At 63.3% G+C, this 25,376-nt stretch carries 21 protein-coding genes; 7 read left to right on the top strand and 14 right to left on the bottom strand.

Features of this window, described 5'->3' with window-relative positions:
• Window positions 1-42: 42 nt before the first annotated feature.
• Genes P0111_04275 through P0111_04260 form a run of 4 tightly spaced genes read right to left on the bottom strand, consistent with a single transcriptional unit; the run spans window position 43 to window position 3,641 of the window.
• The gene (locus tag P0111_04275; protein ID MDF0643222.1) at window positions 43-684 is read right to left on the bottom strand and encodes an ABC-type transport auxiliary lipoprotein family protein; all 642 of its coding nucleotides are present in this window, start codon (window positions 682-684) and stop codon (window positions 43-45) included.
• Window positions 681-1,715 carry an MlaD family protein gene (locus tag P0111_04270; GenBank protein ID MDF0643221.1) on the bottom strand — a complete coding sequence of 345 codons (1,035 nt, stop codon included), beginning with the start codon at window positions 1,713-1,715 and terminating at the stop codon, window positions 681-683. The genes P0111_04275 and P0111_04270 overlap by 4 nt, the downstream gene beginning before the upstream one ends.
• Before the next feature lie 9 nt (window positions 1,716-1,724).
• Window positions 1,725-2,495, bottom strand: a complete 771-nt coding sequence (locus P0111_04265) for an ATP-binding cassette domain-containing protein (GenBank protein MDF0643220.1) — start codon at window positions 2,493-2,495, stop codon at window positions 1,725-1,727.
• A gap of 9 nt (window positions 2,496-2,504) precedes the next feature.
• The gene (locus P0111_04260; protein ID MDF0643219.1) at window positions 2,505-3,641 is read right to left on the bottom strand and encodes an MlaE family lipid ABC transporter permease subunit; all 1,137 of its coding nucleotides are present in this window, start codon (window positions 3,639-3,641) and stop codon (window positions 2,505-2,507) included.
• 240 nt (window positions 3,642-3,881) lie between these two features.
• On the opposite strand from P0111_04260, the gene P0111_04255 reads away from it, so the two are divergent.
• Window positions 3,882-6,287 carry a mechanosensitive ion channel gene (locus P0111_04255; protein ID MDF0643218.1) on the top strand — a complete coding sequence of 802 codons (2,406 nt, stop codon included), beginning with the start codon at window positions 3,882-3,884 and terminating at the stop codon, window positions 6,285-6,287.
• Window positions 6,268-7,359, top strand: a complete 1,092-nt coding sequence (locus P0111_04250) for a hypothetical protein (protein MDF0643217.1) — start codon at window positions 6,268-6,270, stop codon at window positions 7,357-7,359. Before P0111_04255 ends, P0111_04250 begins: the two co-directional genes overlap by 20 nt.
• 139 nt (window positions 7,360-7,498) lie before the next feature.
• Here P0111_04250 and P0111_04245 read toward each other — a convergent pair whose 3' ends face one another.
• From P0111_04245 to P0111_04205, 9 genes are all read right to left on the bottom strand, one after another.
• Window positions 7,499-8,041 (bottom strand): Slp family lipoprotein, encoded by a 543-nt coding sequence (locus P0111_04245; GenBank protein ID MDF0643216.1) that lies wholly within the window; start codon window positions 8,039-8,041, stop codon window positions 7,499-7,501.
• A 72-nt stretch (window positions 8,042-8,113) separates the two neighbouring features.
• Window positions 8,114-8,662: a hypothetical protein gene (locus tag P0111_04240; GenBank protein ID MDF0643215.1), complete on the bottom strand. Its 549-nt coding sequence runs from the start codon at window positions 8,660-8,662 to the stop codon at window positions 8,114-8,116.
• Between the two features lie 125 nt (window positions 8,663-8,787).
• A complete protein-coding gene (locus P0111_04235; GenBank protein MDF0643214.1) occupies window positions 8,788-11,886 on the bottom strand; it encodes a multidrug efflux RND transporter permease subunit in 3,099 nt (1,032 codons plus the stop codon).
• On the bottom strand, window positions 11,883-14,999 hold the full coding sequence (locus P0111_04230) for an MdtB/MuxB family multidrug efflux RND transporter permease subunit (GenBank protein MDF0643213.1): 3,117 nt from the start codon (window positions 14,997-14,999) through the stop codon (window positions 11,883-11,885). Before P0111_04230 ends, P0111_04235 begins: the two co-directional genes overlap by 4 nt.
• Before the next feature lie 2 nt (window positions 15,000-15,001).
• On the bottom strand, window positions 15,002-16,219 hold the full coding sequence (locus P0111_04225) for an MdtA/MuxA family multidrug efflux RND transporter periplasmic adaptor subunit (protein MDF0643212.1): 1,218 nt from the start codon (window positions 16,217-16,219) through the stop codon (window positions 15,002-15,004).
• Between the two features lie 46 nt (window positions 16,220-16,265).
• Complete coding sequence (locus P0111_04220; GenBank protein ID MDF0643211.1) at window positions 16,266-16,685, bottom strand: hypothetical protein; 420 nt, start codon at window positions 16,683-16,685, stop codon at window positions 16,266-16,268.
• An 89-nt stretch (window positions 16,686-16,774) separates the two neighbouring features.
• Window positions 16,775-17,095, bottom strand: coding sequence for a hypothetical protein (locus P0111_04215; protein MDF0643210.1), 321 nt, complete (start codon window positions 17,093-17,095; stop codon window positions 16,775-16,777).
• Window positions 17,095-17,763, bottom strand: coding sequence for an RNA polymerase sigma factor (locus P0111_04210; GenBank protein MDF0643209.1), 669 nt, complete (start codon window positions 17,761-17,763; stop codon window positions 17,095-17,097). Before P0111_04210 ends, P0111_04215 begins: the two co-directional genes overlap by 1 nt.
• A gap of 31 nt (window positions 17,764-17,794) precedes the next feature.
• The gene (locus tag P0111_04205; protein ID MDF0643208.1) at window positions 17,795-18,394 is read right to left on the bottom strand and encodes a Spy/CpxP family protein refolding chaperone; all 600 of its coding nucleotides are present in this window, start codon (window positions 18,392-18,394) and stop codon (window positions 17,795-17,797) included.
• Window positions 18,395-19,021: 627 nt separating this feature from the next.
• Here P0111_04205 and P0111_04200 point away from each other — a divergent pair.
• The 4 genes from P0111_04200 to P0111_04185 all read left to right on the top strand — a co-directional run bounded on the left by P0111_04200 (window position 19,022) and on the right by P0111_04185 (window position 23,234).
• The gene (locus P0111_04200; GenBank protein MDF0643207.1) at window positions 19,022-20,950 is read left to right on the top strand and encodes an NAD(P)/FAD-dependent oxidoreductase; all 1,929 of its coding nucleotides are present in this window, start codon (window positions 19,022-19,024) and stop codon (window positions 20,948-20,950) included.
• A gap of 26 nt (window positions 20,951-20,976) precedes the next feature.
• The gene (locus P0111_04195) at window positions 20,977-21,720 is read left to right on the top strand and encodes an intradiol ring-cleavage dioxygenase (GenBank protein ID MDF0643206.1); all 744 of its coding nucleotides are present in this window, start codon (window positions 20,977-20,979) and stop codon (window positions 21,718-21,720) included.
• 102 nt (window positions 21,721-21,822) lie between these two features.
• Window positions 21,823-21,945 carry a hydroxyisourate hydrolase gene (locus P0111_04190; protein ID MDF0643205.1) on the top strand — a complete coding sequence of 41 codons (123 nt, stop codon included), beginning with the start codon at window positions 21,823-21,825 and terminating at the stop codon, window positions 21,943-21,945.
• Window positions 21,946-21,950: 5 nt separating this feature from the next.
• Window positions 21,951-23,234 (top strand): NAD(P)/FAD-dependent oxidoreductase, encoded by a 1,284-nt coding sequence (locus P0111_04185; GenBank protein ID MDF0643204.1) that lies wholly within the window; start codon window positions 21,951-21,953, stop codon window positions 23,232-23,234.
• Window positions 23,235-23,289: 55 nt separating this feature from the next.
• On the opposite strand, the gene P0111_04180 is transcribed toward P0111_04185, so the two are convergent.
• Complete coding sequence (locus P0111_04180; GenBank protein MDF0643203.1) at window positions 23,290-24,036, bottom strand: hypothetical protein; 747 nt, start codon at window positions 24,034-24,036, stop codon at window positions 23,290-23,292.
• Between the two features lie 850 nt (window positions 24,037-24,886).
• On the opposite strand from P0111_04180, the gene P0111_04175 reads away from it, so the two are divergent.
• Window positions 24,887-25,105 carry a hypothetical protein gene (locus tag P0111_04175; protein ID MDF0643202.1) on the top strand — a complete coding sequence of 73 codons (219 nt, stop codon included), beginning with the start codon at window positions 24,887-24,889 and terminating at the stop codon, window positions 25,103-25,105.
• The last annotated feature ends 271 nt before the right edge of the window (window positions 25,106-25,376 follow it).

Genomic DNA, 25,376 nt, shown 5'->3' with positions numbered 1-25,376 from the left:
ATGACGACCTGCGTGTCGTAAACCTGAGGAGACTCGGCCGCCTCATCGGGAGGAGGGGGAAGGCTCAAGCGAGACCCCACCGAGATCCCGATCGAGATCGACCAACACTTGCCGTGCCGCCTGGGAAAGCCCCGCCGCCAAGGCGTCGGGAGACCGACCGGCCAGCGGCACCTCCTGACGGTAGCTGCGTCGGAAGACCACCGCTTCGTCCTTTCGGTCGTCGATCAGCATCATCTCCATGCCGAGTACTGCGTGTGGAGAGCCGCCGGCCCGATAGTCACCGTAGAACTCCGTCACGGTCCCATCCAGTACGTGCGTCGGCTCGACGTGATTCATCCCGCTCAACACGAACCGGAACCGGTTCGACTTCGACAGCCATCCCTGAAACTGCTGCGTCAGCAACACGCTCGGCGGCACCAGCCACTCGTTGTAAAAATCGTTGTCGTACTGCAATTCCCCCACCCGATACACCATGGCCCGACCGGCGAACAGGGGAGAGACGCGGAACCGGCTGATCCTCAGCACAGCCGACGCATCGGCGGCGGGCGGTTGTTGACCCGAGCCCACGTCCAACACAAACGACCGCTTCTCCGGATAGCTCCTGCTGAGATTGAGGCAGCCGCTCAACACCAGCGGAAACATCGCGGCGCAGCACAATCCCATCTTCGCGGCCCGAGCGATCATCGCGTCACCGACTGAGGCCGCGGGGGCGGCTCCCCGAAGAGTACTTGGGAAGGATACTGTTCCGCCGCCTTCGTGAGGTAGCGCAACTCCTCGGACACCGAACGCAGGTTTTCAAAGAGATCGTCGACCTTTTCTCCCTGCCCGATCAGGAGCGCATCGACCCGACGCACGCTCTTGTTGAGCCGCGTCATGAGATCCGGGAGTTGCTCGGTCGCGAGACGGACCGTCTTGGCCGTGTGGCTGAGGTCGTCGGCGGTCCGACGGAAATCTTCGAAAGCCTTCGCCATGCGCGGGCTGTCGAGTACGCGTCGCGCATCTTGAACGGCGGCCCGCAACTCCGTCATCACCTGTTTGGCTTCGATCCCCAATTGCTCCGATTGCACATCCGTGACCAACCGCGTCACCGAGAGGATCATCGTATCCAGATCCTTAGTCACTTTTTCGAATTCGACTTGATCCAGCTTTCGCGCGATAGAGCGAAGATCGGCGCCCAACTCTGAAATCGTGCTCGGGGCGGACGGAATGTAGGGAGTCTTGGGCGTCCAGGAAATCTCCATGGGAGGATAGCGTTCGGGGTCGAGGAACTCCGACTCGATGTACAGAACCCCCGTGATGCCCTGCGACGCCAACCGAAAGCGGAATCCGGCATCGGCCGCGATCTTCATGATCGTCTTCTCGTCTTCTTCCGGCGAGCGTACCACGACGCTGGGACGGACGGACATCCTCACTACCACCACACCCTTGAAGGGGAACTTCCCCTGGGCCTTCATGGGAAGCCCGTATTCCTCACGAGCCAGGTGGATGGACTCGACCCGGCCCACCGGGACCCCGTGGATTCGCACCGGCGCGCCGACTTCCAGCCCCTGCACCGACTCGATGAAGTAGGTCTCGACCATCGTCTTGGTCTCAAACCATTTGCCCGCCCCTAAAACGACGACGGCAATGACGGCCAGGCTCACCGCCCCAATGACGAACAGCCCGATCTTAAAGTATCGCGCCTTCTGGTTCACGATATCCCGACCGACCTCCATGCCACCTGCTCAGCCCTGCACCGTGGCTTCGCGGTTGAAGAACTGACGGACCCATGGATTGTCCGAATGGTCGCGCAGCTCCTGCGGCTTGCCTTCAGCGATGATGCCTTTCGTCCGTTTGTCCAGCATGATGACGCGGTCGGCAATCGTTTCGACGCTGGCGAGTTCGTGCGTCACGACGACAAACGTAATGCCGAGCGCGCGCGCGAGACTGATGATCAACTGATCCAGTTCGGCAGACGTGATGGGATCCAGACCGGCCGAGGGCTCGTCCAGAAACAGGATGGGAGGATCCAGCGCCATGGCCCGCGCGATGGCGGCGCGCTTTCTCATCCCGCCGCTGATTTCGTCCGGCAACTGATACGCCGCCGATCCCAGGCCGACGAGTTGCAGTTTCATCAGGGCGATTCGATCGATGGCCTCATCCGGCAGGTCGGTGTACTCCTCCAGCGGCAAGCGGACGTTTTCGAGGAGGCTCATCGATCCGAACAAGGCGCCTTGCTGATACATCACGCCGATGCCGGTCAGGATCGCGAGCCGCTCAGCCGCTTCCGCAACCGCAATGTCCCGTCCTTGGATGAGGATCGATCCGTGCCTCGGCCGGTAAAGCCCGATCATGTGCTTCAGTAGCGTGCTCTTGCCGCTGCCGGACCCGCCCAGGATCACGAACACTTCACCTGGATACACGTCGAAGGTGAGGTCGTCGAGCAACACCACGTCGCCGTAACCCGCGGTCACATGCGTCACACGGATGATCGGCCCTCGGTCGAACATGTCCATACGCCGCCCTCAAATACCCAGGTAGTAAAACACCACTGCGAACACGCCGTCGACGATCGTAATCAACACGAGCCCGCTCACGACGGCCCTGGTCGTCGATTCTCCCACGGCGCTGGCTCCGCTTCGCGTCTGCAACCCGCGCAGACAGCCGATCGCGGCCACCACGATGCCGAACACGAACGCCTTGCAGAGCCCGCCGATCATATCGCTCACGGTCACGGCGGATTCCACCTGAATGACGTACGTCACGAACGGAAAACCCAGCGACCGCATGACGACCGCTCCGCCGACCAGGCCCAGAAAACCCGCCCAGATCGACAGGAGCGGCGTCATGGCCACGGCTGCGAGCAGTCGCGGCACGACCAAAAAGTCCACCGGCTCCAACCCCATGGTGACGAGGGCGTCGAGTTCCTCGCTGACTTTCATCGTGCCCAGTTCTGCGGCGAACGCCGACCCGGAACGTCCGGCCAAAATGATCGCCGTCAGCAGCGGGCCCAATTCGCGGAGCATCGAAAGGCCGATCAAATTGGCGACGTAGATATCCGCGCCGAACTCGCGCATGGGAATCGCGGACTGAAAGGCCATGATCAACCCCAAGAGAAAACCCAGCAGCGCGACGATTGGCAAGGCGTTGACACCCGCCAGCTCAGCCGTCAGGAACACGTCCTTCCATCGCACGAGGCCCGGATGCCGGGCGGCACGCCCAAGCGCCGCGCACAGCTCGCCCACGAACGCGATCAAGGCCACGACGTCGTGCCACAGCGCGACGGTGTCGCGACCGATCTGTTCCACGGACGACCAGCCCGGCGACGCCGGCGCGGGGCGAGGGCGATCGGAGCGACCGTAGAGATCGAGGAGCGACTGAGCGGCGGCATTGAGAGACCGAATCTCATACGAGCCGCGCCGATCCAGTTGGCGCCGCTGCAGTTCCAACAACAGGGCCGCCCCGGCTCCGTCGCAATAGGTCAATCGTGCGGCATCGACGATGACGCGCTTGGGGTTCGACTGTCCGAGAGCATGGAGCGCAGCCCGCCAGGCCTGTCCGGTGGTGCTGGTGTCGAGGGGGCCGTTGATGAAAAAAATGAGCCCGCCGTCGGCATCGGAATTCGCCTGGAGGACGGCCTGTGCGGTCTCGGCGGATGCCATCGCGCGCGCGTCTCCGATCATGAGGACAAAGAATTGTACGAGAGAGCGGCGCGGGGATTCAACCGTCGTCGTGGAATTCAAGCGATTTACCTAAGCACCACCTTGATGCGCTTGTCCGGGCGTGACCGGCTTGCAACCGGCGGCATTGACGGCGGAAGAACGGGCGGCTAGAGTGACGCCGCCGGGGGGAGGACGACCCGACACGCCGACACCATCGCCACGAACCGGATCAGACGCGTCATGAACGCCTTACGCCCGATGCATATCCCCCGATGGACCGTTCCCCTGCTCGCCGCGTTGATCGTGGCGCTTCCGGCATCGGTCTCCTCGACGCTGCCGACCGACTCGCTCGGGATCACGAACGGAAACAGCACGACGTCGGCCGGCTCGAAGTCTCCCTCCGAGTCAACTGGGACCCAGTCCCTCCTCGCGGATCTTCAGACCAAGCTTGCCGCGGCTCAAAAGGAACTCAAGGAGACCGAAGCGACCGCGAAACAGGGAAGCGCCCCGAACGGCGACATGCTCGAACGCCGGACGCTGCTCCAACGCCTGGTACGCGCGTACGAGCGCGAGATCGACCATCGGAAATCGCTTGAGCAGGCCCGAGAGCGGCGGCAGGAAGCCGAGCGGCGCGTCAGCGAATGGCAGGACTTCCCGACCCCTCCTCCCTATTCCATCCTGATGCTCGACGAACTTCGCGATGCCGCTCGCTCAACCGCGTTGATCATTGAAGGATTGCAGGCCAAGCTCGCACTCTCGGAGGGGTTCTCCGAGCGTGCGCAGCAAGCCCTCGCCGCCTCGGAGAAGGAACTGCGCCAAGCCTCCGAGCGACTGGAGGTCGCCCGAGACTCGGCCGAGAAAGCCAGGCTGAACCGGACCCGTGACCTTTCACGTCTCCGTAACCGTGTCGCCGCCGCCACGGCGACCATGACGGCCGCGAGCAAGAAGCAGATCGAGGAAGAAACGGCCGAGATGCGTCAGCGGGCGCTCCTGCTGGACCGGCAGATCCAGATGGCCGCCCAGCATACCCTGTTCAGCGAGCAGGACCTCGCCAAGATCAAGAAGCAACTCGATGCCGACCAGCTCGCGCTGGAGAACGAGGTCACGCGAGCGCTGGCGGAGATCCCTGCGCGTCAAGAGGCCATGACGTCCGCGACCGCCAAGGTCCGGACTGTGGAAGCCGCCCTCCCGCCGATCGGGTCGCGCACCGACAAGCAAGCCGGTGATCTCAAGGCGCTCGGGGACGCCGCCGAACTCAGACGTTTCCAGTTCGACAACGTGAATCTCCGCATCGACATGCTCAGACACTTGCTCGATGTCACGGAACGGGTCCGACGATTCTGGGAGATCCGGTTCGAGGCGGCGCAGACGACCGATCCCGTGCGCTCACGGGAGGCCTACGACAAGATCGCACCCACGCTCCAGACCCTTCATGCGTCACGCGATTATCTCCACCGGCAAGTCGACCTCCTGACCGGCCAAATCAGCGATGTCACCGCCCAATTGGAGCAACCGGCTTCCCCCTCGCATGCCGCCCATCTGCGGGCGATGATCGAGGCCTACAGGCAACGGGAACAGCTGTACCGGCGCATGCTGCCCCGTATCGATGGATTCGCGCAACTGATCGAGCGTTGGAAGATCGAATTCGCGGAACAACAGCGCGCGCTGCCGATCTCCGTCAGGGTTGAAGATTGGACGGTCGTGGGCGCCGATACGCTCCGCCGCTTCTGGGATTTCGAGCTGTTCGCGGCGGAGGACACCATCGAGGTGGACGGCCAGTCCATCACGGGCCGACGCAGCGTGACGATCGGCAAGGCGGTGCGGGCCTTGGCCATTCTCGTCGTGGGCTACTGGATCTGCCTCGTCCTCGCCCGCCTGGTCGAGCGCGCGGCGGTCAAGCGGCTGGGCATCGATCACAACCTGGCCAATATCCTTCGCCAGTGGATGATGGTCCTGCTGTTCGCGATTCTGCTTATCGTCAGCCTGATCTACGTCAAGATTCCGCTGACGGTCTTCGCATTCCTGGGAGGCGCACTGGCCATCGGCATCGGTTTCGGCACACAGACGTTGCTCAAGAATTTCATCAGCGGAATACTTTTATTGATCGAACGTCCGCTTCGCCTGGGAGACCTGATCGAGGTCGACGGGGTGCGCGGCCGTGTCACCCATATCGGCTTCCGCTCCTCGACCATCCGCGAGGGCAACGGCATGGAGATGTTCATCCCGAACAGCAATCTCCTGGAGAAAAACCTGAACAACTGGACCTATTCGACCGCCAAGACCCGCTTCACGTTGCGCGTGGGGGTTGCCTACGATTCGCCGACGGACCGGGTCCGCGACCTGCTCCTGGAAGAAGCCGATCGGCACGGGCTGGTGCTCAAACATCCCGCGCCGCAGGTCCTGTTCCGTGATTTCGGCGACAACACACTGTTGTTCGACTTGAGGTTCTGGCTCGACATCGCCGCCGACGTGGACGCGGATATGGTGGCGAGCGATCTGCGTTTCATGCTCGCCAAAGTATTCGGCGAGGCCGGCATCGTCTTCGCGTTCCCGCAGCGCGACGTTCACCTCAAGACCGCCCAGCCGTTGCCTGTACAGGTTGTGGAAGCCCCGCGCGAGGCCGGCAATGTGGGCCTTGGACGATGAGGCCGCGTGCCGGTCAGCATGGGTCGCGGACCTGAGCGGGCACGCGGAGAGGCTGCCGGCAGCGGGATGCATTGGCCTCACGCTCACGGTCGCCGCGGTGCTCTGGCTGCACGCTCCCGCCTTCGGCATCGACTGGGTTCCGACGGACGCGGAGATGGCCAGATACCGCGAGAGCTGGAATCCCCCGACGCACGGGACCACGTATACCGCCACGGCGGACGTGACGAGGCAAGGACAGTGGTACGTCCGAGCCTATGTGCAGGGACAAATCGGCTCCGGCCAATACGAGAACACTCCGACGTCGAACAGTACGGCCGCGCCGTTCAGTCCTGACGCCGTCGCGCCGGCCGCCATCCTCTATTACGGGCTGACCCGCCATGTCAGCGTGGCGCTGGGTCTCTCATGGATCTACTGGCGGGCGGATAACCCGGATACCGAGGGACGGACGTCGGGAGGGGGCATCGGCCCGACGAGTCTGATCTTCAAGTACCGCCCGATCGTCCAGAATCCGGATTCCTGGCGCCCGTCGATCGCGCTCTACACCAAACTGTCGCTGCCGACGAATCACTGGTTCGACACACCGGAAATTCCCGGCGGCTTTACGCCGCTCTCACGCGTGCCGTCGAGCCGGTTCGAGGCGGCCGCGGTCACGGAAGGGCTGCTGTTCCGGAAAAATCTCGAGCCCTTCCGCATCACCGGCAACCTGTACTATTCCTACAATCTGCCTGGACCGAGCTCGACATCGGGTATGACCGTCTACGGAGGGGATTTGATCAGCGCTCACTTGGCGCTGGAGCATGTTCTCGACGAACGAACCGGCTTCGGGTATCTCCTGGAGCTTGCGACGCTCAACCAACTCACCACCAGGCTGGACGGCCATCCCACCAATACGACGCCCGAAAGCTTCTGGCTCCTCGGGCTTCAACCCGGACTTGAATACACCTTTTCGCGCTACGAATCGGGGGCCAAGCTCGTCGGCGCCATCGGCGTCATGTTCACGATTGCGGGACAGGACGACATCCGTGCCATCTACCCAAATATCAGCTTCAAGTACTTCTTCGACCAGAACTAGGATCCCTTCCCACCCCCGACCCCGCCGAGGGATTGGAGCAAGCCAACAGCGTCTGCGGATGGTACAGGTCCCGAACGGACCCGATGGAGAAGGGAGGATCGGATCGCAGTATGCGCGGACGGTCAAGATACGGGAGGCGCTATCGGCTGCCCTCGCCGATGACTTCCTCCGGAACAAACGGAGTGTAATTGGCGTCCGTGAGGTTTTCCCAGACACCACCCTGGCCGGACTTCAAGCCCCATCCCCGCACATAGACCATCATCAGGACCGGTTCTTTGCCGGGCCCCAACCCGTTTGCGCGGCCGACGACCGTGATGTCCGCCCAGTGGCGGTACGAAGCCGGAAAACTCTGGTGGTTGCTGACCACGACCCAATACCATCCTGCTTCCGGATCATCCACCCTGGGGGGTAGTTGCGGACGGTAGTCCTGATCGAGCGGCCTGTTCTTCACGTGCAGCCACAAGTTGCCGTCCTTGGCTTCCTCCTCCAGAATCACGGCACCCATCACGACGAGCCGGTCGCGATAGACCTCAGGCGCCGCCGACAGCTTGGCAAGCGTGACGTTGGGAGCGGCCGCGCGCAAATACTTTCTTGGAATCGGACTGCAACCGAACGCGACACCCACGACCACGAGCAGGGACAGCCCGCCGACAAGCCGTCGGACGACGAATCTCCGCGGCATTCGTATCCGATTCAAACCAAACAAGGCCGCGCAGGTCCGCGCCGCCGGTCTCCTCGTCAGGGCAACCACGGCTTACAGCGCTCCTGCAGCCTGAGCGGCTTTCATGAACTGTTCGACGCACTCCGTAATGCCGCTCTTGATGAGCAGGCCGGTCTTCATCCAGTACTTCGGCTGCTGCTGGCTCGAACGACAGGACGACGTGAAGGAAGAACCGTTTTTCGCCGCCACGTAGAAGGTGGCCATAATCTGGAACAGTTGGTCCTGCTCGCCGACGTAATCCAGATAAAATTGCTCGATCTTGCCGGACACGATTCGCGCGGACGCCGGCTGCACCTCATACCCGGCGAAGGCCAGTTCGCCCCTGAGCGCGTTGGTAAAAAACACACCGATGTCCTGAGAGAGATAGAGCGCTTCGACGTCCTTCGAGCCCGACTCCACTTCCTTCATCTTGACGAGTCCGGTCGGATGACCCGAATAGGCGAATGCATCGACCTGGACCGGACCGTGGCCCTTCAGGGACGTGGACGGCTGGTAGTTGAGATAGAGAATGCGGGGACAGCCGACGGTCATCAGCGCGGCCGCCAGCACGACGGCCATTTTCCCCAGCGGCGTTCGGACCATCGACGATCTACATCCCACCTTGGATCAGCATGCGAGCGGCCCCGTGCGTGCGCCGAGAGACTACGGGGACGGCGGGCGCCTGTCAATAGCTAATGGACGTCACAGCGAACGGCGTGACAGGGATGTTACTGCGGCAGGGGCCCGGCCTCCGGACGTCTCGCGCGCAGCCGTGCGACGCGCAACCGCAGGCGATCCAGATACAAATAGATGACGGGCGTGGTGTACAGGGTCAGCAGTTGACTGACCAGCAGGCCGCCGACGATGGCGATGCCGAGCGGCCGGCGCAATTCCGACCCCACCCCCGTGCCGAGCGCCAACGGCAAGGCTCCGAAGAGGGCCGCCATCGTCGTCATCATGATGGGGCGGAAGCGAAGCAGACAGGCTTCAAAGATGGCCTCTTCCGGCTGCTTGCGCTCCTTCCGTTCCGCGTCCAGCGCAAAATCGATCATCATGATGGCGTTCTTTTTCACGATGCCGATCAGCAGCATGATGCCGATCAGCGCGATCATGCTGAGCTCGGTCTTGAACAGCAGCAATGCGAGCAAGGCGCCGACACCGGCCGAAGGCAGCGTCGAGAGAATCGTCAGCGGATGGATGTAGCTCTCATAGAGAATCCCCAACACGATGTACATCGTCAGCAGCGCCGCCAGGATGAGCACCGGCTGGTTCTCGACCGAAGCTTGAAAGGCTTTCGCCGCTCCCTGGAAACTGCCCCGGACGCCGGCCGGCAGGCCCAACTCGCCGATCGCTTGCTCGATCGCCCCCACGGCTTGCCCAAGCGACACGCCGGGCGCCATGTTGAACGACAGCGTGACGCCGGGGAATTGCCCGTGATGGTTCACCAGGAGCAAGGTGTTCGTCGGCTCAAACCGCGCGACGGCGCTCAGCGGAACCTGCGTGCCCGACGGAGATCGCACATGGATGTCGTGGAGCGTCGAGGGATCCTGCCAATACTGCGGTGCGACTTCCATCACCACGTGGTACTGATTGAGCGGAGTGTACAGGATGGACACCTGGCGCTGCCCGAACGCGTCATAGAGCGTGTCGTCGATCAACTGCGGGCTGAGCCCGAGCCTGGACGCGGTGCCCCGGTCGAAGACCACCAGCGATTGCAGGCCCTTGTCCTGTTGATCGCTGTTCACATCCACGATCTCGGTGAGCGTGCGCAATCGGTGCTCCACTCGAGGCGCCCAGGTGTTCAACTCCGCCAGATCGACGCTCTGGAGGGTGTACTGATACTGGGCGCTGCTGGCCCGCCCGCCGATCCTGAGATCCTGAATCGCCTGCAGCACCGTCGGCGCACCGGGCACGACGGCCAGTTTGGGCCGCAGCCGCGCGATCACCTGGTCCACGGCGATCCGCCGTTCATGGAGCGGCTTCAACCCGATGAACATCCGTCCCGCATTCGTGTTGCCGCCGCCTCCGCTGAATCCGGTCACAGTGTCGACCGCCGGATCGCTCTTGACGATGTCGACCACCTCGGTCAGCTTCTGGCGCATCGCCTGGAACGAAATATCCTGCGCGGCTTGGATGTTCCCGAACATACGCCCCGTGTCCTGCTGAGGGAAAAAGCCCTTCGGTACAACCGTGTAGAGGTAGACGCTCAGCGCCATGGTCGCCAGCGTGAGCACCAACATGCCGCGGGGGTGCCGGAGCACCCAGGCCAAGCTGCCGGCGTACCCGTCGCGCATGGCGTCGAAGGCCCGCTCAGCGAGCCGGTAGAAGCGCCCGTGCGACGCGCCGGCCTCCGGCCGCAAGATCCTGGCGGACATCATGGGGGTGGTCGTGAGGGACACCACCAGGGAGACGAGGATGGCGACGGTGAGTGTGACGGCAAATTCACGGAACAATCGTCCCATCATGCCGCCCATAAAGAGGATCGGCACGAAGACCGCGACCAGCGAGAGCGTCATCGACAGGACGGTGAAGGTGATCTCCCGCGCGCCGCGGATGGCCGCCTGAAAGGGCCGCATCCCCTGCTCGCGGTACCGGCTGATGTTCTCCAGCACGACGATCGCGTCGTCGACCACGAACCCGGTGGCGATGGTCAGGGCCATCAACGAGAGGTTGTCGAGGCTGTACCCGAACAGGTACATCACGGCGAAGGTCGTGATCAGCGACACCGGCACGACGACGCAGGGAATCAGCGTGGCGCGGATGTTCCGAAGGAAGAGGAACACGACCAGGATTACCAATGCCACTGAGATAAGGAGCGTCCGTTCGACGTCGTGCAGGGAAGCGCGGATTACCGGCGTGCGATCCACGACGACCGAGAGGGTCATGCTGCCGGGGACGGAGGCCTGCAGCTGCGGCATCATCGCGTTGATCCGGTCGACGGTTTCGATGATGTTGGCCCCCGGCTGCCGATTGATGATGATCAAGACCGCGGGAATGCCGTTCGCCACTCCGATGGTCCGCAGATCCTCGACCGACTGATCGACCGTGGCAACATCCGAAAGCCGGACGGCGCGCCCCGACCGATAGCTCACGATCAAGGGCAGATAATCTTCCGCGGCGTGCAGCTGGTCGTTCGTCCGGACTTCCCACGTTCTCGTGCCGTCCGAGAGCTGCCCTTTCGGCCGGTTCACGTTTGTGCTGCTCAGCAGCTGCCGGACATCGCCCAGGCCGATCCCATACTTATTCAAGGCCGTAGGATTCAGATCGACCCGCACGGCGGGGAGCGAGCCGCCGCCGACGTAGACCTGTCCCACGCCGTCGATCTGCGAGAGCTTCTGCTGCAGGATGCTGGAGGCCACGTCGTACATACGGCCCCGGCTCACGAGATCCGACGTCAGAGAAAGGATGAGGATCGGTGCGTCGGCCGGATTGATTTTTCGGTAGGTGGGCCGGCGCGGCAGATCGGGCGGCAGCTCGCTGCGGGCCGCCATGATCGCGGCCTGCACGTCCCGCGCGGCACCGTCGATGTCGCGGCTGAGTTCGAACTGCAGCGTGATGCTCGACGAGCCCAGCGTGCTCGTGGACGTCATCTCGGTCACACCCGCGATGCGGGTGAACTGATGCTCGAGCGGCGCCGCCACCGATGTGGCCATGGTCTCCGGACTGGCGCCCGGCAGGGTCGCCGACACATTGATCGTGGGAAACTCGACTACCGGCAATGCCGCGACCGGAAGAAACCGAAACGCCACGAGGCCCAGAAGCGTCGCTCCGACGGTCAGCAACGTCGTGGCGACGGGACGTTCGATGCAGACGGCGGAGAGGTTCATGGGGTCTCGGAGGTGACGGCCTCGGAGCGGGGTACCGCGGCGCGGCGGGATCGAACGCGGCGCGCCAGCCGGTCGAAGGCCAGATACACGACCGGCGTGGTGTACAGGGTCAGCGCTTGGCTCACAATCAACCCCCCGATGATCGCGATACCGAGAGGTCGCCGGAGCTCCGAACCGGCGCCCGATCCGACGGCCAGCGGTAACGCCCCCAACAGGGCGGCCATGGTCGTCATCATGATCGGCCGGAATCGCAGCAGACAGGCCTCGTAGATCGCCGTCGCGGGCGGCTTGCCGTCCGTTCGTTCCGCCTCCAACGCGAAGTCGATCATCATGATCGCATTCTTTTTCACGATGCCGATCAGCAGAATGATGCCGATCAGCGCGATGACGCTGAATTCCGTCCGGAACAGCATGAGCGCCAGCAGCGCGCCGACACCTGCGGACGGCAAGGTCGACAGGATGGTCAAGGGGTGGATGTAGCTTTCGTACAGGATGCCGAGCACGATATAGACGGTGACGAGCGCGGCCAGGATCAGCCAGGTCTGATTCGCTAAGGAGCTCTGGAACGCGCGGGCGGTTCCCTGAAAGCTTCCTTTGATGCTCCTCGGCAGGGCGATGGCCCGGGCCGTCTCTTCGATGGCGGTCACGGCCCCGCCCAGAGACGTATCCGGCGCCAGATTGAACGACAGGGTGACGGCGGGAAATTGCCCTTGCCGGCTGATGGCCAACGGCGTGGTGGTCTCCGAGACCTGGGTGAACACGCTCAGCGGGACCTGTCCGCCGGTCAGGGAGCGGATGTCGAGAAACTGAAGCGCCTGCGGACCGCTTTGAAATTCCGGCATGACCTCCAGCACGACCCGATGCTGATTCAACTGCGTATACATCGTGGACACCTGACGCTGCCCGAACGCGTCGTAGAGGGTATCGACGATCAGCTGCGGCGCGATGCCGAGACGGGACGCCGTGCTCCGGTCGATGACGATCAGGGAAGCAAGGCCTCCATCCTGCTGGTCGCTGCTCACGTCACGCAGTTCGGGCAACGTCTGCAACGCCTCCAACAACGTCGGAGCCCATTCGAGCAACTCCTCCGTGTCCGCGTCCTCCAACGTGTACTGGTATTGGGTGCGGCTCACCCGATCCTCGACCGTGAGGTCCTGAACAGGCTGCATGAATAGCGCCATGCCCTCGATGCCCGCCGTCTGCGCCTGTAGGCGGCGGATGACGTCCTGCGCAGAGAGCCGGCGTTCCGACAGCGGTTTCAAGTTGATATGGATCCGGCCGCTGTTGAGGGTCGTATTCGTGCCGTCCACGCCGATGAAGGACGAGAGGGCGGCAACCGCCGGATCCGAGAGGATGACCCTCGCCAGTTCCTGCTGTCGCTCCACCATCGCGCTGAAGGAGATCGACTGGGCCGCCTCGGAAATGCCGAGGATCACCCCGGTGTCCTGCACCGGAAAGAAACCCTTGGGCACGACGATGTACAACAGGACGGTGACGGCGAGCGTGCCGACTGCGACGGCCAAGGTGGCCGATTGACGGCTCAACACCCAGCGCAAGGTGCGCCCATAGGCCTCGATCGTTCGATCGAACAGCTCCTGCGACTTGCGGTAGAACGTGCTCTGTTCCGACTCGCGTTGGCGCCGGAGCAGTCTGGCGCACATCATCGGTGTCAGCGTGAGCGAGACGACGGCGGAGATGACGATCGTCATGCTCAGTGTGACGGCAAACTCCCGGAACAGCCGGCCGACTACGTCTCCCATGAACAGGAGCGGAATCAACACGGCGATGAGCGAAATCGACAGCGACAGAATCGTGAAGGCGATCTGCTGCGAGCCCTTCAGCGCCGCCTGAAGCGGCGAATCGCCCCGCTCGATGTAGCGGGAGATGTTTTCGATCATGACGATCGCGTCGTCGACGACGAATCCCGTCGAAATCGTGAGCGCCATCAAGGTCAGGTTGTTGAGACTGAATCCGAGGAGGTACATCGCCCCGAACGTGCCGACCAGCGACAACGGGACGGCCGCCGCGGGGATGACGGTGCCGGAGAGCGTCCGCAGAAACAAGAAGATGACGAGAATCACGAGCGCGACGGCGAGCATCAACTCGAACTGGACATCGTGCACCGAGGCCCGGATGGACACGGTCCGGTCGGTCAGGACGGTGACGTGAACGGAGGACGGCAGCGCGCTCTGGAGCTGGGGCAGCAGCTTCTTGATGCGGTCCGCCACCTCGATGACGTTCGCCCCGGGTTGGCGCTGGATGTTGACGAGAATGGCCGGGTTCTCGTTCAGCCACGCCGCCTGCTTGACGTCTTCCACACCGTCGATGACCTCCGCCACGTCGGAGAGATGAACCGGCGCGCCGTTGCGATAGGCGACGATCAGCGGGCGATACTCGCCGCTCGACAAAAGTTGGTCGGTCGCGTTGATGATGGAGGCCCGGCGCGGGCCGTCGAACGCTCCTTTCGCCTGATTGACGTTGGCCGCGGCGACCGTCTGGCGGAGATCTTCCAGGGTCAGCCCATAGGCCGACAGCGCCCTGGGGTTGGCCCGGATCCGCACGGCCGGCCGTTGGCCACCGCTGATGCTCACCAGTCCCACCCCGGACAGCTGCGAGATCTTCTGGGCGAACCGCGTTTCCGCCAGATCCTGCACCTGCGACAACGCCAACGTCGCCGACGTCATGGCCAACGTCAGGATCGGCGCATCGGCCGGATTCACTTTGCTGTACACCGGCGGATTCGGCAGATCGCGGGGGAGAAACGTGGAGGCCGCATTGATGGCAGCCTGGACCTGCTGCTCGGCGACGTCGAGCTCGAGATCCAGCGCGAACTGGAGCGTGATGACCGAACTCCCGCCGGAGCTCGTCGAGGTCATCTGATTCAGGCCGGGCATTTGCCCGAACTGTCGCTCGAGCGGTGCCGTCACCGAAGACGCCATGACGTCTGGACTGGCCCCCGGGTAAAACGTCAAGACCTGAATCGTCGGGTAGTCGATTTGAGGAAGGGCCGCAACCGGTAACTGGCGGTAGGCCAGGGCGCCTCCCAGCAAGATGGCGACCATGAGGAGGGCGGTGGCCACCGGCCGCAGGATGAAGAGGCGCGACGGATTCACGATTATCGTTCCCGCTGCGGCTTCTCCGGTCCGGACGGCGGCGAGACAGCAGCCGGCGGCTCGTTCCGGTTCCGCACCTCGACCTTGCTGCCTTCGCGGAGCTTTTCTGTACCGTCCACCACGACCAGCTCGTCGGGGGCCAGTCCGGAATCGATCGATGCGTCCTCACCGTAGGTCGTGCCGAGGGCCACCGTTCGAACCGCGACCGTCCGGTCTTCCTTCACCACATAGACGAACGTGCCCTTGGCGCCACGCTGGACCGCCACGGCCGGCACGATCGTGACTCCGTGTTTCACGTCCAGCAAGAGCCGCGCATTGACGAACTGATTGGGGAACAGGGAGCCGTCCTCGTTTGCGAACACCGCCTTCAGGCGCACCGTTCCCGTATTCGGGTCGATTTGATTGTCGACCGTGAGCAGGGTCCCAGACGCCAACTTCTTCTTCTGCTCCCGATCGAATGCGTCGACGGCAAGTTGCCGGCCGGCGTTGAGCCGTTCAAGGACCGGAGGAAGGCTGTCCTCCGGAATGGTAAAAACCACGGTGATCGGCGTGAGCTGCGTGATCACCAGCAGGCCGTTCGTGTCGTTGGCGCGCACCATGTTGCCCGGATCCACCAGCCGCAATCCTACGCGCCCGCTGATGGGCGCCGTGATGCGGCTGTAGGCCAGCTGGAGTTTGGCGTTGTCGATCTGGCTTTGATCGGCCTTGACGACGCCTTCCAGCTGCCGCACCATCGCTTCCTGCGTATCCAATTGCTGCTTCGGGATATAACCCTGCTTGACCAGGCCCTTGTACCGTTCCAGATCGAGCTTGGCGTTCTTCAACTGCGCCAGATCGCGCGCCATCTGCCCTTCGGCCTGGCTGAGTTGCACCTCGAAGGGACGAGGGTCGATTTGGGCCAGAAGCTCGCCCGACCGGACGAGCTGTCCCTCTCGAAAGAGCACCTGCATGAGCTGCCCATCGACGCGACTCTTGACGTTGACCGTATTCAGCGGCACCACAGACCCGAGCCCGTTGAGGTAGATGCCGATGTCGCCCGTGCGCGCCGGGACGACGAGCACGGGAAGCGTCCGCGCGGCACCGGGCATCTGGCCGGCGCGCGAGGGCTCTTCGCCGGACTTGGCCAGCAGCGCGTAGCCTCCCAGCGCCAGCAGGCAGGCCGCGGTCAGGCCGAGGAGCCAGCGCTTCAGCATCCTCGCAAATGGAATCGGTTCCGCCATGGTCGCCTTCTGCTCCGCAGCTCCGATGCGGCCACCCCGTCTTCCTCTACGGCGTGGGTACGGCTTGCTTCCGCGCCTGGACGTAGTTCCGTGACGTTTGCCAGCGCTGCTGCAACCCCGCGTACATGTGATCCAACCCGGCTTGCTGCTCGGGGGACAGCGTCGGTTTGATCTCCGCCATTCCTTTGGCCAGGATCTGTTCGACTTCGGACTGATGCGAGAATCGCAACTCCAAGACGGCCAGATGCGCCCGGCTCACGATGGGTTCAATCTCGAGCTGCTGCTGAGCTGTCAGCGACAGCTCTTGCGTCAGCCGCTTCATGATCCGCTCCTGTTGGGCCGCCGGGCCCCGGTCGCCCCGGTGCGTCCGATCAGCGTTTCCATAGAGCCACATGCCGACAACACCGGTCAGCACGCCGGCCGCAAAAAGGACCGCCAGCCCCGCCCACAGTTTCGGTCGCCACATCTTACGCGCTCCTTACGCTCCGCGCGCCCGGTTGAGCCCTGCGCTCATCCCGTCCCTGAAAACCGTCCGACGGTTGCGCTGCATGCGAATCAGTCTCCAAACAGCGGAGTCGCTTCGAATTCCTCCGCCAGCACCGTGCTCTCTCCGGTCGAAGTGCGCAACGCTTGAACCGTGACCACCGAAAAGGCCAGGACGACTGCCGCCGCAATGGTGGCGACGCGCCAGACAAGCTGATCGAGTAGACCGGAGGTGCTCCCTTGCCCTTGCGCGCCGGCGTCCGCCGACCGGCGTAACGTCCGCATGACCCGCCGCGTCATCTCGCCGTGATCGACCGGATGATCGACCGGAACGCGGAATGCGTCCGTCAACGCACGCTCCAGCTTCTTCAGCTCGCCGTCAGAATATCCCATCAGATACCCCCTCGCGAGCTCTTGTTCAGAATATCGCGAATCGCCCGCCTGGCCCGAAAGGCCCGGACCTTGACGTTGACCGTACTCCAGCCCAGCAGCTCCGCCGCCTCGCGTACGGAACGGCCTTCGAGGTGAACCAGAGTGAGGACGGCTCGATGCTCCGGCGACAGACGTCCCAAGGCCCAGCGCAGCACCTCTGCCGCTTCTCCTCTCCTTGCATGGTCCTTGAACTCCTCGTCGGAAGCGGCGGCGAGTGCCTGCTCGATCCAGCGGTGATGCGCGTCGGTCAGCGCGCTCACGGGCCATTCGCCCCGACGCCTCGATCGCCAGAAGTCGTAGCAGGTCCGGACCGCGATGCCCGCCAGCCAGTGATCGAACGAGACGGAGTCCGAAAACTGCGCGAGCCCGAAATAGGCCCGGACGAACACGTCGTGAACCGTCGTCTCGACCTCGTCAGCCGGCACCCGCCGGGTGACGATCCGGACGACGTGCTGCTGATATCGGCTGATCAGTTCCGCAAAACGCTCGGTGTCCCCCTCTCGGATCCGCCGCAGGAGGTCGCGGTCTTCCGGGGCAGTCTCGGAAACGGTCAACGACTCATCAGCCATCGGCAGGCGGAGTTCCGACCACGACAGCGCGGTGGTCGCAGGGAAACAGTCGCCCATCATAGCACCATACGGTCTTCCATGGACGCGAGAGTTATCCCGCGGACGGTCCGCCCATCGGCGCGCTCTCTTCGACCACCGAAGCCCCCGTCCCGCCTCCGATTCCCGATGAGAGGCTCGGAGGCTGATCCGCCTCTGCGCCTTGATGGCGGTGATGCCGGTACTGTTTCCACAAGGTTTTCTGTTTGGCCTGCTGCTCCGGCGTCAGGACGCCGATGAGTTCCCGTGCGGCCTTGATCCCTATGATCCGAGCGGCGGCCTTGTACGCCTCCCCTTCCTTGATCTTGGCCTCGATCGCCGGCAGCTGCGTTGTATCATCCCACATCATGGAACGAAGTTCCCGCTCACTGACCATCACATCGGCCTCCGCCCTGATCCGAGCCCGATCCGCATCCAGGGCGATCGTCCGCAGTTTCGCGACTTGCTCGTCGGTAAGCCGCAGTTCCTCCCTGTTCTTCAGGAGATGCTTGAACAGATGGGGCGCGAACCCTCCATGCCGATGGCCGCCCTGATGATAGGACATCTGATGAGTCTTGCCCGCGCAGCGGTCTCCCCCGTCGGCCCAGGCCACCGACGAACCGATCAGGGCGCTGCCCAATGCCAACCCCAGCATCAACGACGTAGCCGGTTTCATAGAGTCCTCCTCGTGGTGATGAATCTTTGTATGGACTGGACACAGTCGTGGTTCCGTCCCCTGCATCTACTAGTCGCGATGAACAGGTCCAAGGTTACAAAGGTTTCAGCTGGAAGTGTCATCTACGAGCGATCCCGCACAGTCCGCACTGTGCGAATGAGGCGGCGGCAAGCGAGCTGTCTGATTCGATCCTTGTGAACCGGTCGCAGGTTGAAACTTTTTCCTTATCGCACAACTACTTTCGCGCGACGCTTCCGAGCCTTCTCATCCGGTAAGGCGGATCAAGACTTGCACGCCGTCCAGCTCGACGACTCGGTTCAAACCCGTTCAGGAGGGAGAGAGCATGAAAGCGCTGCTCGGCAAATGCGGGGATCGAGGGTTGGCGTGGGTGCTGATCGGCCTCCTCGCGCTCTTCGTATTGGGTCTCAACCTGAACGGGTAGTTTCTTCCGGTTCCACCGCCGGGCGATTCAGCTTCGACCTCCTCCTGCGTCCATACATCACATCTCCCACGGATTTCTTCTCGATAACGTATTCTTCCAACAGAGCTGTTGACAGTACCGACGTCGCACCGTAGCCTGGCTTGGTCGGGAACGAGCCCGCCGCCGCTTAGGACTCCGCGACACAGATGACCGATCGTTCCGGAATCACCCGCCGAGACTTTTTGAATGGAGCCCTCCTCGCGCTGGGTTCTACGTTGTTGCCGCCGTTGGCGCTGGGGAATGACCTCGACCGATGGCTGGCGGACGACGACTATCCGCCCAGACGTACGGGACTGCGAGGCAACCATCCGGGAGCATTCGAAACGGCCCATGCACTCGCCTGGACCGGAAAGGGCGACTGGGGACCGGTGACGGAACCCGATGGAGCAGACTATGACCTGGTGATCGTCGGCGCGGGGATCAGCGGGCTTGCGGCGGCCTGGTTCTATCAGCAGCAACAGGGTCCGCAGGCCAGGATTCTCCTGCTCGAAAACCACGATGATTTCGGCGGACATGCCAAACGGAACGAGTTCGTCGTCGACGGACAGACCCGCCTCTCATACGGAGGCTCACAGACGATGCAGACCCCCGGCCGGTACAGCCGCACCGCCGTCTTCCTCCTGCGAGACCTCGGGGTGAAACTCGACCGGTTCGTGTCGGCATACGACATGACGTTTTTCCAGCGTCACGCCCTTCGCCCCGCCACCTTCTTCGAGGGCAAGACCTACGGCAAGGCGTCGGTGGTTCCCTTCACCTTGACCGATGTGAGTTGGGGAGTTCCCGGCATTGCGCGTTCCACACTGTCGCCAGAGCAGGCCGTCGAGCGGATGCCGCTGGCATCACGCGCGAAGGAGCAGCTCCTGCGGATCTTGACCGGCGGCGACGGGGCGTTGGACCGGATCACCGCGGAGGCCCGGTTCAGCTATGCCCGCGCCACGCCCTATTTCACGTTTCTTCGCGAGCAGCTCCTGGTGGACGATCCGGACGTGTTCCGTATGCTTCGCAGCCTGCCGGCCGAATACACCGGCCAAGGGGCCGATACGTTATCGACCCTGGAAGCGCTTGCGCTCGGGTTGCCCGGGATCACGGAGCGGGCGATCGCCGATCGGACGCCCACAAGATCAGGACCTGTCACGCCGGATGAGTCGGAGCCCTACATCCATCACTTCCCTGACGGCAACGCCTCGATCGCTCGGCTTCTGGTCCGACGATTGATTCCGCGCGTCGCCCCCGGCGCGACGATGGACGATGTGATTCTGGCTCCGTTCGACTACGGCCGGCTCGACCGCCCCGACTCCGCTGTCCGACTCCGATTGAACAGCACGGTCGTCCACGTCGCTCACGAAGGGACTCCGCATCAGGCGGACCGCGTGTTGGTCACCTATGTGCTCAAGAACCGCACCTATCGCGTCCGGACCAAACATTGCGTGCTGGCCTGCTACAACATCATGATTCCGCACCTGGTTCCGGAGCTGCCGCAGGAGCAGAAAGACGCGCTCCGGCAGGCCGCGAAGGCTCCCTTGGTGTACACCGCCGTCTCGCTCAGAAACTGGCGCGCCATCCGTGAACTGGGTCTCGGAGCGGCCGAGTGCCCGGGAAGCTTTCATCAGTCGGTGCTGCTGGATTATCCGATACGGATGGGCGGCTACGGATCGTCGGATGATCCGGCGCATCCGATGATCCTGACGATGATCCATGTGCCGCTCGCGGATCAATACGGCACTCCGCCGCGCGAGCAGTTCCGGCAAGGCCGCGTCAAACTCTTCAGCATGCCCTTCGCGCAATTCGAAACCGCCGTCAAGGAGCATCTCGACGGCATGTTGGGACCGGGCGGATTCGATGCGGACCGCGATATTCAGGCCATCACGGTGAACCGGTGGGCCCATGGCTATACGTACCAAGGCAGCGCACTCTACGACCCGGATGTGACGGGGGAACGCGGCCCGCACGTCGTGGGACGGCGCTCGCTGGGGCGCATCACGATCGCCAATTCGGACGCCGGAGCCAGAGCCTATATGGATGCGGCGATCGACCAGGCCTGGCGGGCGGTCCAGGAACTGCCCGGCTCCTCGTAAAGACCCTCAGCACGAAAGGACTCGCGATGATCGATCCCTGGATGTGGCCCAGCTCCCTCCGACAACGGCTGTCCCGTCGGGACGCGCTCACCCTGCTGGGGAACGGCGCGATCTGTCTGGTCGCGGCGAGTCTTCTGAGGCCTCGGCGCGCCGCGGCAAGCGGTTCCGATCCGCTCTGCGTCGTCCGGCCGACACAGACCGAGGGGCCGTATTTCGTCGATGAGCATCTGAACCGATCGGATATTCGCTCGGATCCGACGGACGGGACAATCAAGCCCGGGACCCCGTTGGCCCTGACGGTCATGGCTTCGCGCATCAGCGGCGACGCCTGTCGTCCTCTTGAAGGCGCGCACGTAGATATCTGGCATTGCGACGCCATGGGTTTGTACTCCGACGTGGAGGATCCGCGGTTCAACACGACCGGCCACAAGTTTCTCCGAGGCTATCAGATCACCGATGCAAAGGGAGAAGCCAGATTTCTGACCATCTATCCCGGCTGGTACGAAGGCCGAACGGTCCACATTCATGTGAAGGTCCGCACCGATCCTCGGGACCGGCGCGGCTTTGAATTCACCTCCCAGATGTATTTCGACGACGCCTTCACGGATCGCGTGTATGCCGTCGCACCCTACGCGTCCAGAGGTCCGCGCACAGCCCGTAATCAGGACGACCGCATCTTCCGGCGAGGCGGCGACCGACTCATGGTGGACCCGACTCCGACGGCTGCGGGATATGCTGCGACGTTTGCAGTGGGGCTGCAGCTGCCCTGAGCCACACGATAGCGGGTCGTTGGCCGGTATCCTCTTGCGTCATGTCCGCTGTGGCGGGCATCTACTCTTCTTCGATCAAAACTGAATGCTGAGGAGAAGCACTTGAACGGCACGAGTTTCTATCCGGAGATCACCATCACGTTCGGGGTCCCGTACCCGGCACGGCGCCATCACATTCCGCCGCTGATCGGCCCGTTCGGCTACACGACCTATCGCGGGAGCTGAGCACCATGCCCCCGAAACACGTCGTGATTGTCGGAGGCGGGTTCGGCGGCTTATCGGCCGCCCGGCGTCTCCGCCACGACCAGGTCGTGCTCATCGACCGGACCAACCACCATCTCTTTCAACCCCTACTCTATCAGGTGGCCACGGCCGCCTTGTCGCCGAGCGACATCGCCTGGCCCTTGCGCACCGTCTTTCGCTCCCAATCCAATGTGCGGGTGGTCATGGATGACGTGCTGTCGGTCGATCGAATCGGCCGAGTCGTGCATGTGCAACACAGCCCGCCGATAGCGTTTGAGGTGCTCATTCTGGCGCCCGGCACCCGGCATGCCTACTTTGATCATGACGAGTGGGAGGCATCGGCCCCGGGACTCAAGACCATGACCGACGCCGTGCTGCTGCGTCAGAACATGCTGCTGGCGTTCGAAGAAGCGGAGCGCCGAGCCGAGGCCGGCTCACGGGAGCGGTTGATCTTCGTGATCGTGGGCGGAGGACCGACGGGGGTGGAATTGGCCGGCGCGCTGGCGGAAATCGGACGCAAAGCGATGGGACCGGATTTTCCCGCCCTGCATCTCGACGATCTCTCAATCGTGTTGGTCGAGGGCGGCCCACGTCTGCTCCCGGCATTCAGTCCCGATCTCTCGGCGAAGGCCGCGGCGGCCTTGACCCGCATGGGCGTCACCGTGCGGCTGAACAGTCCGGTCCGGGCAGTGGACCGCGGCAGCGTGACCGTTGGAGCAGAGGTATTGCCCGCCGCTAACATCATCTGGGCCGCAGGCAACCGGGCCTCGCCCCTGCTCGGCACCGTCGGCGTCCCGTTGGATCCGTCAGGGCGGATCAAGGTGGAACCGGATCTGACGATTCCCGGAGATCCTTGGATATTCGCCATCGGCGATGCGGCCCATTGTCCGGGCACAGACGGGCGACCGCTGCCGGGGCTCGCCCCCGTAGCGATGCAGCAGGGTCGCTATGTGGCTGAACTGATCACGGGCGGGATGCCTCCCGAACGGCGCCGGCCCTTTGTCTATCGGGACCGCGGCATGCTGGCCACCATCGGCCGTGCCAGGGCGGTGGCGCAACTCGGCCCGGTCCATGCCGCCGGCGTCCTTGCCTGGCTGCTCTGGTGCCTGGTTCACATTTTCTTTCTGGTGGGATTCCGGAACCGTGTGCGCGTGATGTCGGAGTGGATGTGGTTCTACCTGACTTTCAAACCGGGGGCCCGACTCCTGTTCGAACAGCCACACCGGCGCGAACAGACGCGCCAGACACCGCCCCATGAGCGACCTCCGTAACCGTGGCGGGGGTCGGAGCGACGGACGGAGCCGCGCGACGTCCTACGCGAAAGCGTCAATTGGGTCGGAAGAGATCAGGATGTTCGGCCTCCCGGTCCGAGTGCATGCCCACGCCGACCAAAGGCTGAAAGGGGGCATTCAGGGAGGCGCGTTCCGCCTCGCTTCCACGGGTAACCTCCAATAAGAGACTCTGTTGGGCGCGAAGCAGGCTCTGCAGGCGCACGACCCGCGCAGCCACACGCGCGAGATCTTCTTCTTCCGCCCGTAGCTGCTCGACCAGTTGCGCGTGCGATCGTGCCAGTTCACGGCGAAACGACTGCTTCGTTTCAGAAAGCTGGGGGAAATGGAAGTCTCCGTAGAGATCAAAGCGCCCCAGAGAAAATCCCGAGGTCGGTACATGATTGGAGCGCTTCACCGCCCGCCGCCGAAACCGTTGAACCATCCTGCGAGCGAGATCCTGTGCCAACGCGAGTCCGCGTTGTCCGGCTACGGCCAAACCCTGTCCCACCCAGGCCGCTCCGCGCGCGCCCGTCTCTTTCAGCATGATCCCGCACCGTCTCATTCGCGCCCCAAGCTCGATGCGCCGGAGGCCGTTGAGGGAAGCCTGCCAGGCGGTCCGGCTTTGCCGGCCGAGCCAGGCCGCGAAGGCATAACATCCGCTTTCGCACGCCCGAACGGCTTGCCAACTCCAGGTCCTCAGAGGGGACGGACGCAACGAAGAGGGATACTTGACCTGCAATCCTCCCGGCCTGATTTGGAGCTGTTTGACGGGTTGAGGTCTGGAGCCGACCCGATGGTTCATGCGGCACCTCCAAAATAATAGATCGTCAGCGTGAGAAACCAACCTTCGAGTGATGTAGGTGCGCCGGCGGGCCCGCCTGGACTAAGGAGAAACCGCCCGGAGGTCGGCGCGTGGCTCAACCCTGACGATCTCAATCCACCTGCTACGAGAATCGAAAGCGAGGCGTGGGCCTCACCGAAGAACGGACATCAACGGAACGGATGCTCCCAGGGAGGATCGCATCCATGTCGATAGGCTGGATACATGAGTAGACCTGGCGAGACCGCTTGACATCCCGCAAGTTGCGGCAACGCCGTCCGACCTCCTAGGGACATAGGAGTATGTCTACCGATCACGGATGAAATAGTCAATGGGGCTGAGGTCCTCGGTAATGGGTCAGTTTCCTCTTGCGTCATGCCCGCGAAGGCGTGCATCCACGCCTCGATCAAGCCTAACTGCTGAGGAGAAGGCCTTGACTGGATTCCCGCTTCCGCGGGAATGACAGACTTCAGTGCGTCTGGATGGCAAACTGACCCACTACCGAGGTCCTCACCAGAGGCGGAGCATGCCGGGCGCTGTGGTGGACAGGGGTCGTCCGAGGCACTGAGCCACGGGAAAATGAGCGGCTTCGCGCGCCGAGCACTGTGCAGGACCGCAGCACCTGCAGTTCCCCTTGGGGTACGGGCGCCGATCCCGTAGCGCAAATCGCTTATTTCCCCAGGATTCGCAACGTCTCGTCGCACGCAACGACATCCCAAGCCGCCCATGAGACGGGAACGGGACTTGCTCCGCCGTCAGACTCATGAGTTCACGCGGCCCTCGTACTCAACCACAGGATCGAACGCCCCTCTTCAACGAGCAGGAGGACCCAATGCAGGCCACACAAGTAGCCGTTGACCAGATCCTCGAAGCCGTGAGCGAACATCCCGATTGCACGTTGGATGAGTTGGTCCAACGTCTCCCGGACTTTCACTGGTCGCACATCTTTCTCGAAGTCGATCAGCTCAGTCGTACGGGTCGGCTGCGTCTGACCAGAACGGGGTCGGGATTCGTCACGACGCTCCGTGTGTCGAGGCCGCAGCCCGCGTAGGCACGTTGGCGAACCTGCGCGCCTAAATGAGATGGAAACAGGTGGAGGCGCTGGCGGCAGTTGCCCCTGTCGACCAGCATTGATCTCTCCGCTCTTCCTGGGAGGGACCTCCACCCCATTCTCACCCTCTCCTTTTTATCTTTTCAGCGCTCGTCGCGTGCTTCCGTAGCGGGAGACTGTAGACCAGGGTCCCTGTCCACATCACCAGAATGCCAGTCGCGCACCGCGTCCGGTCGGCCTGCTGCTCGGACTTCACCTGGAAGAATGAGGC

This window comes from Nitrospira sp. (assembly GCA_029194535.1).
Classification (GTDB): Bacteria; Nitrospirota; Nitrospiria; order Nitrospirales; family Nitrospiraceae; genus Nitrospira_C.
Note: the sequence above shows the minus strand (reverse complement) of the source record. Positions and strands in the feature narration are given on the sequence as shown.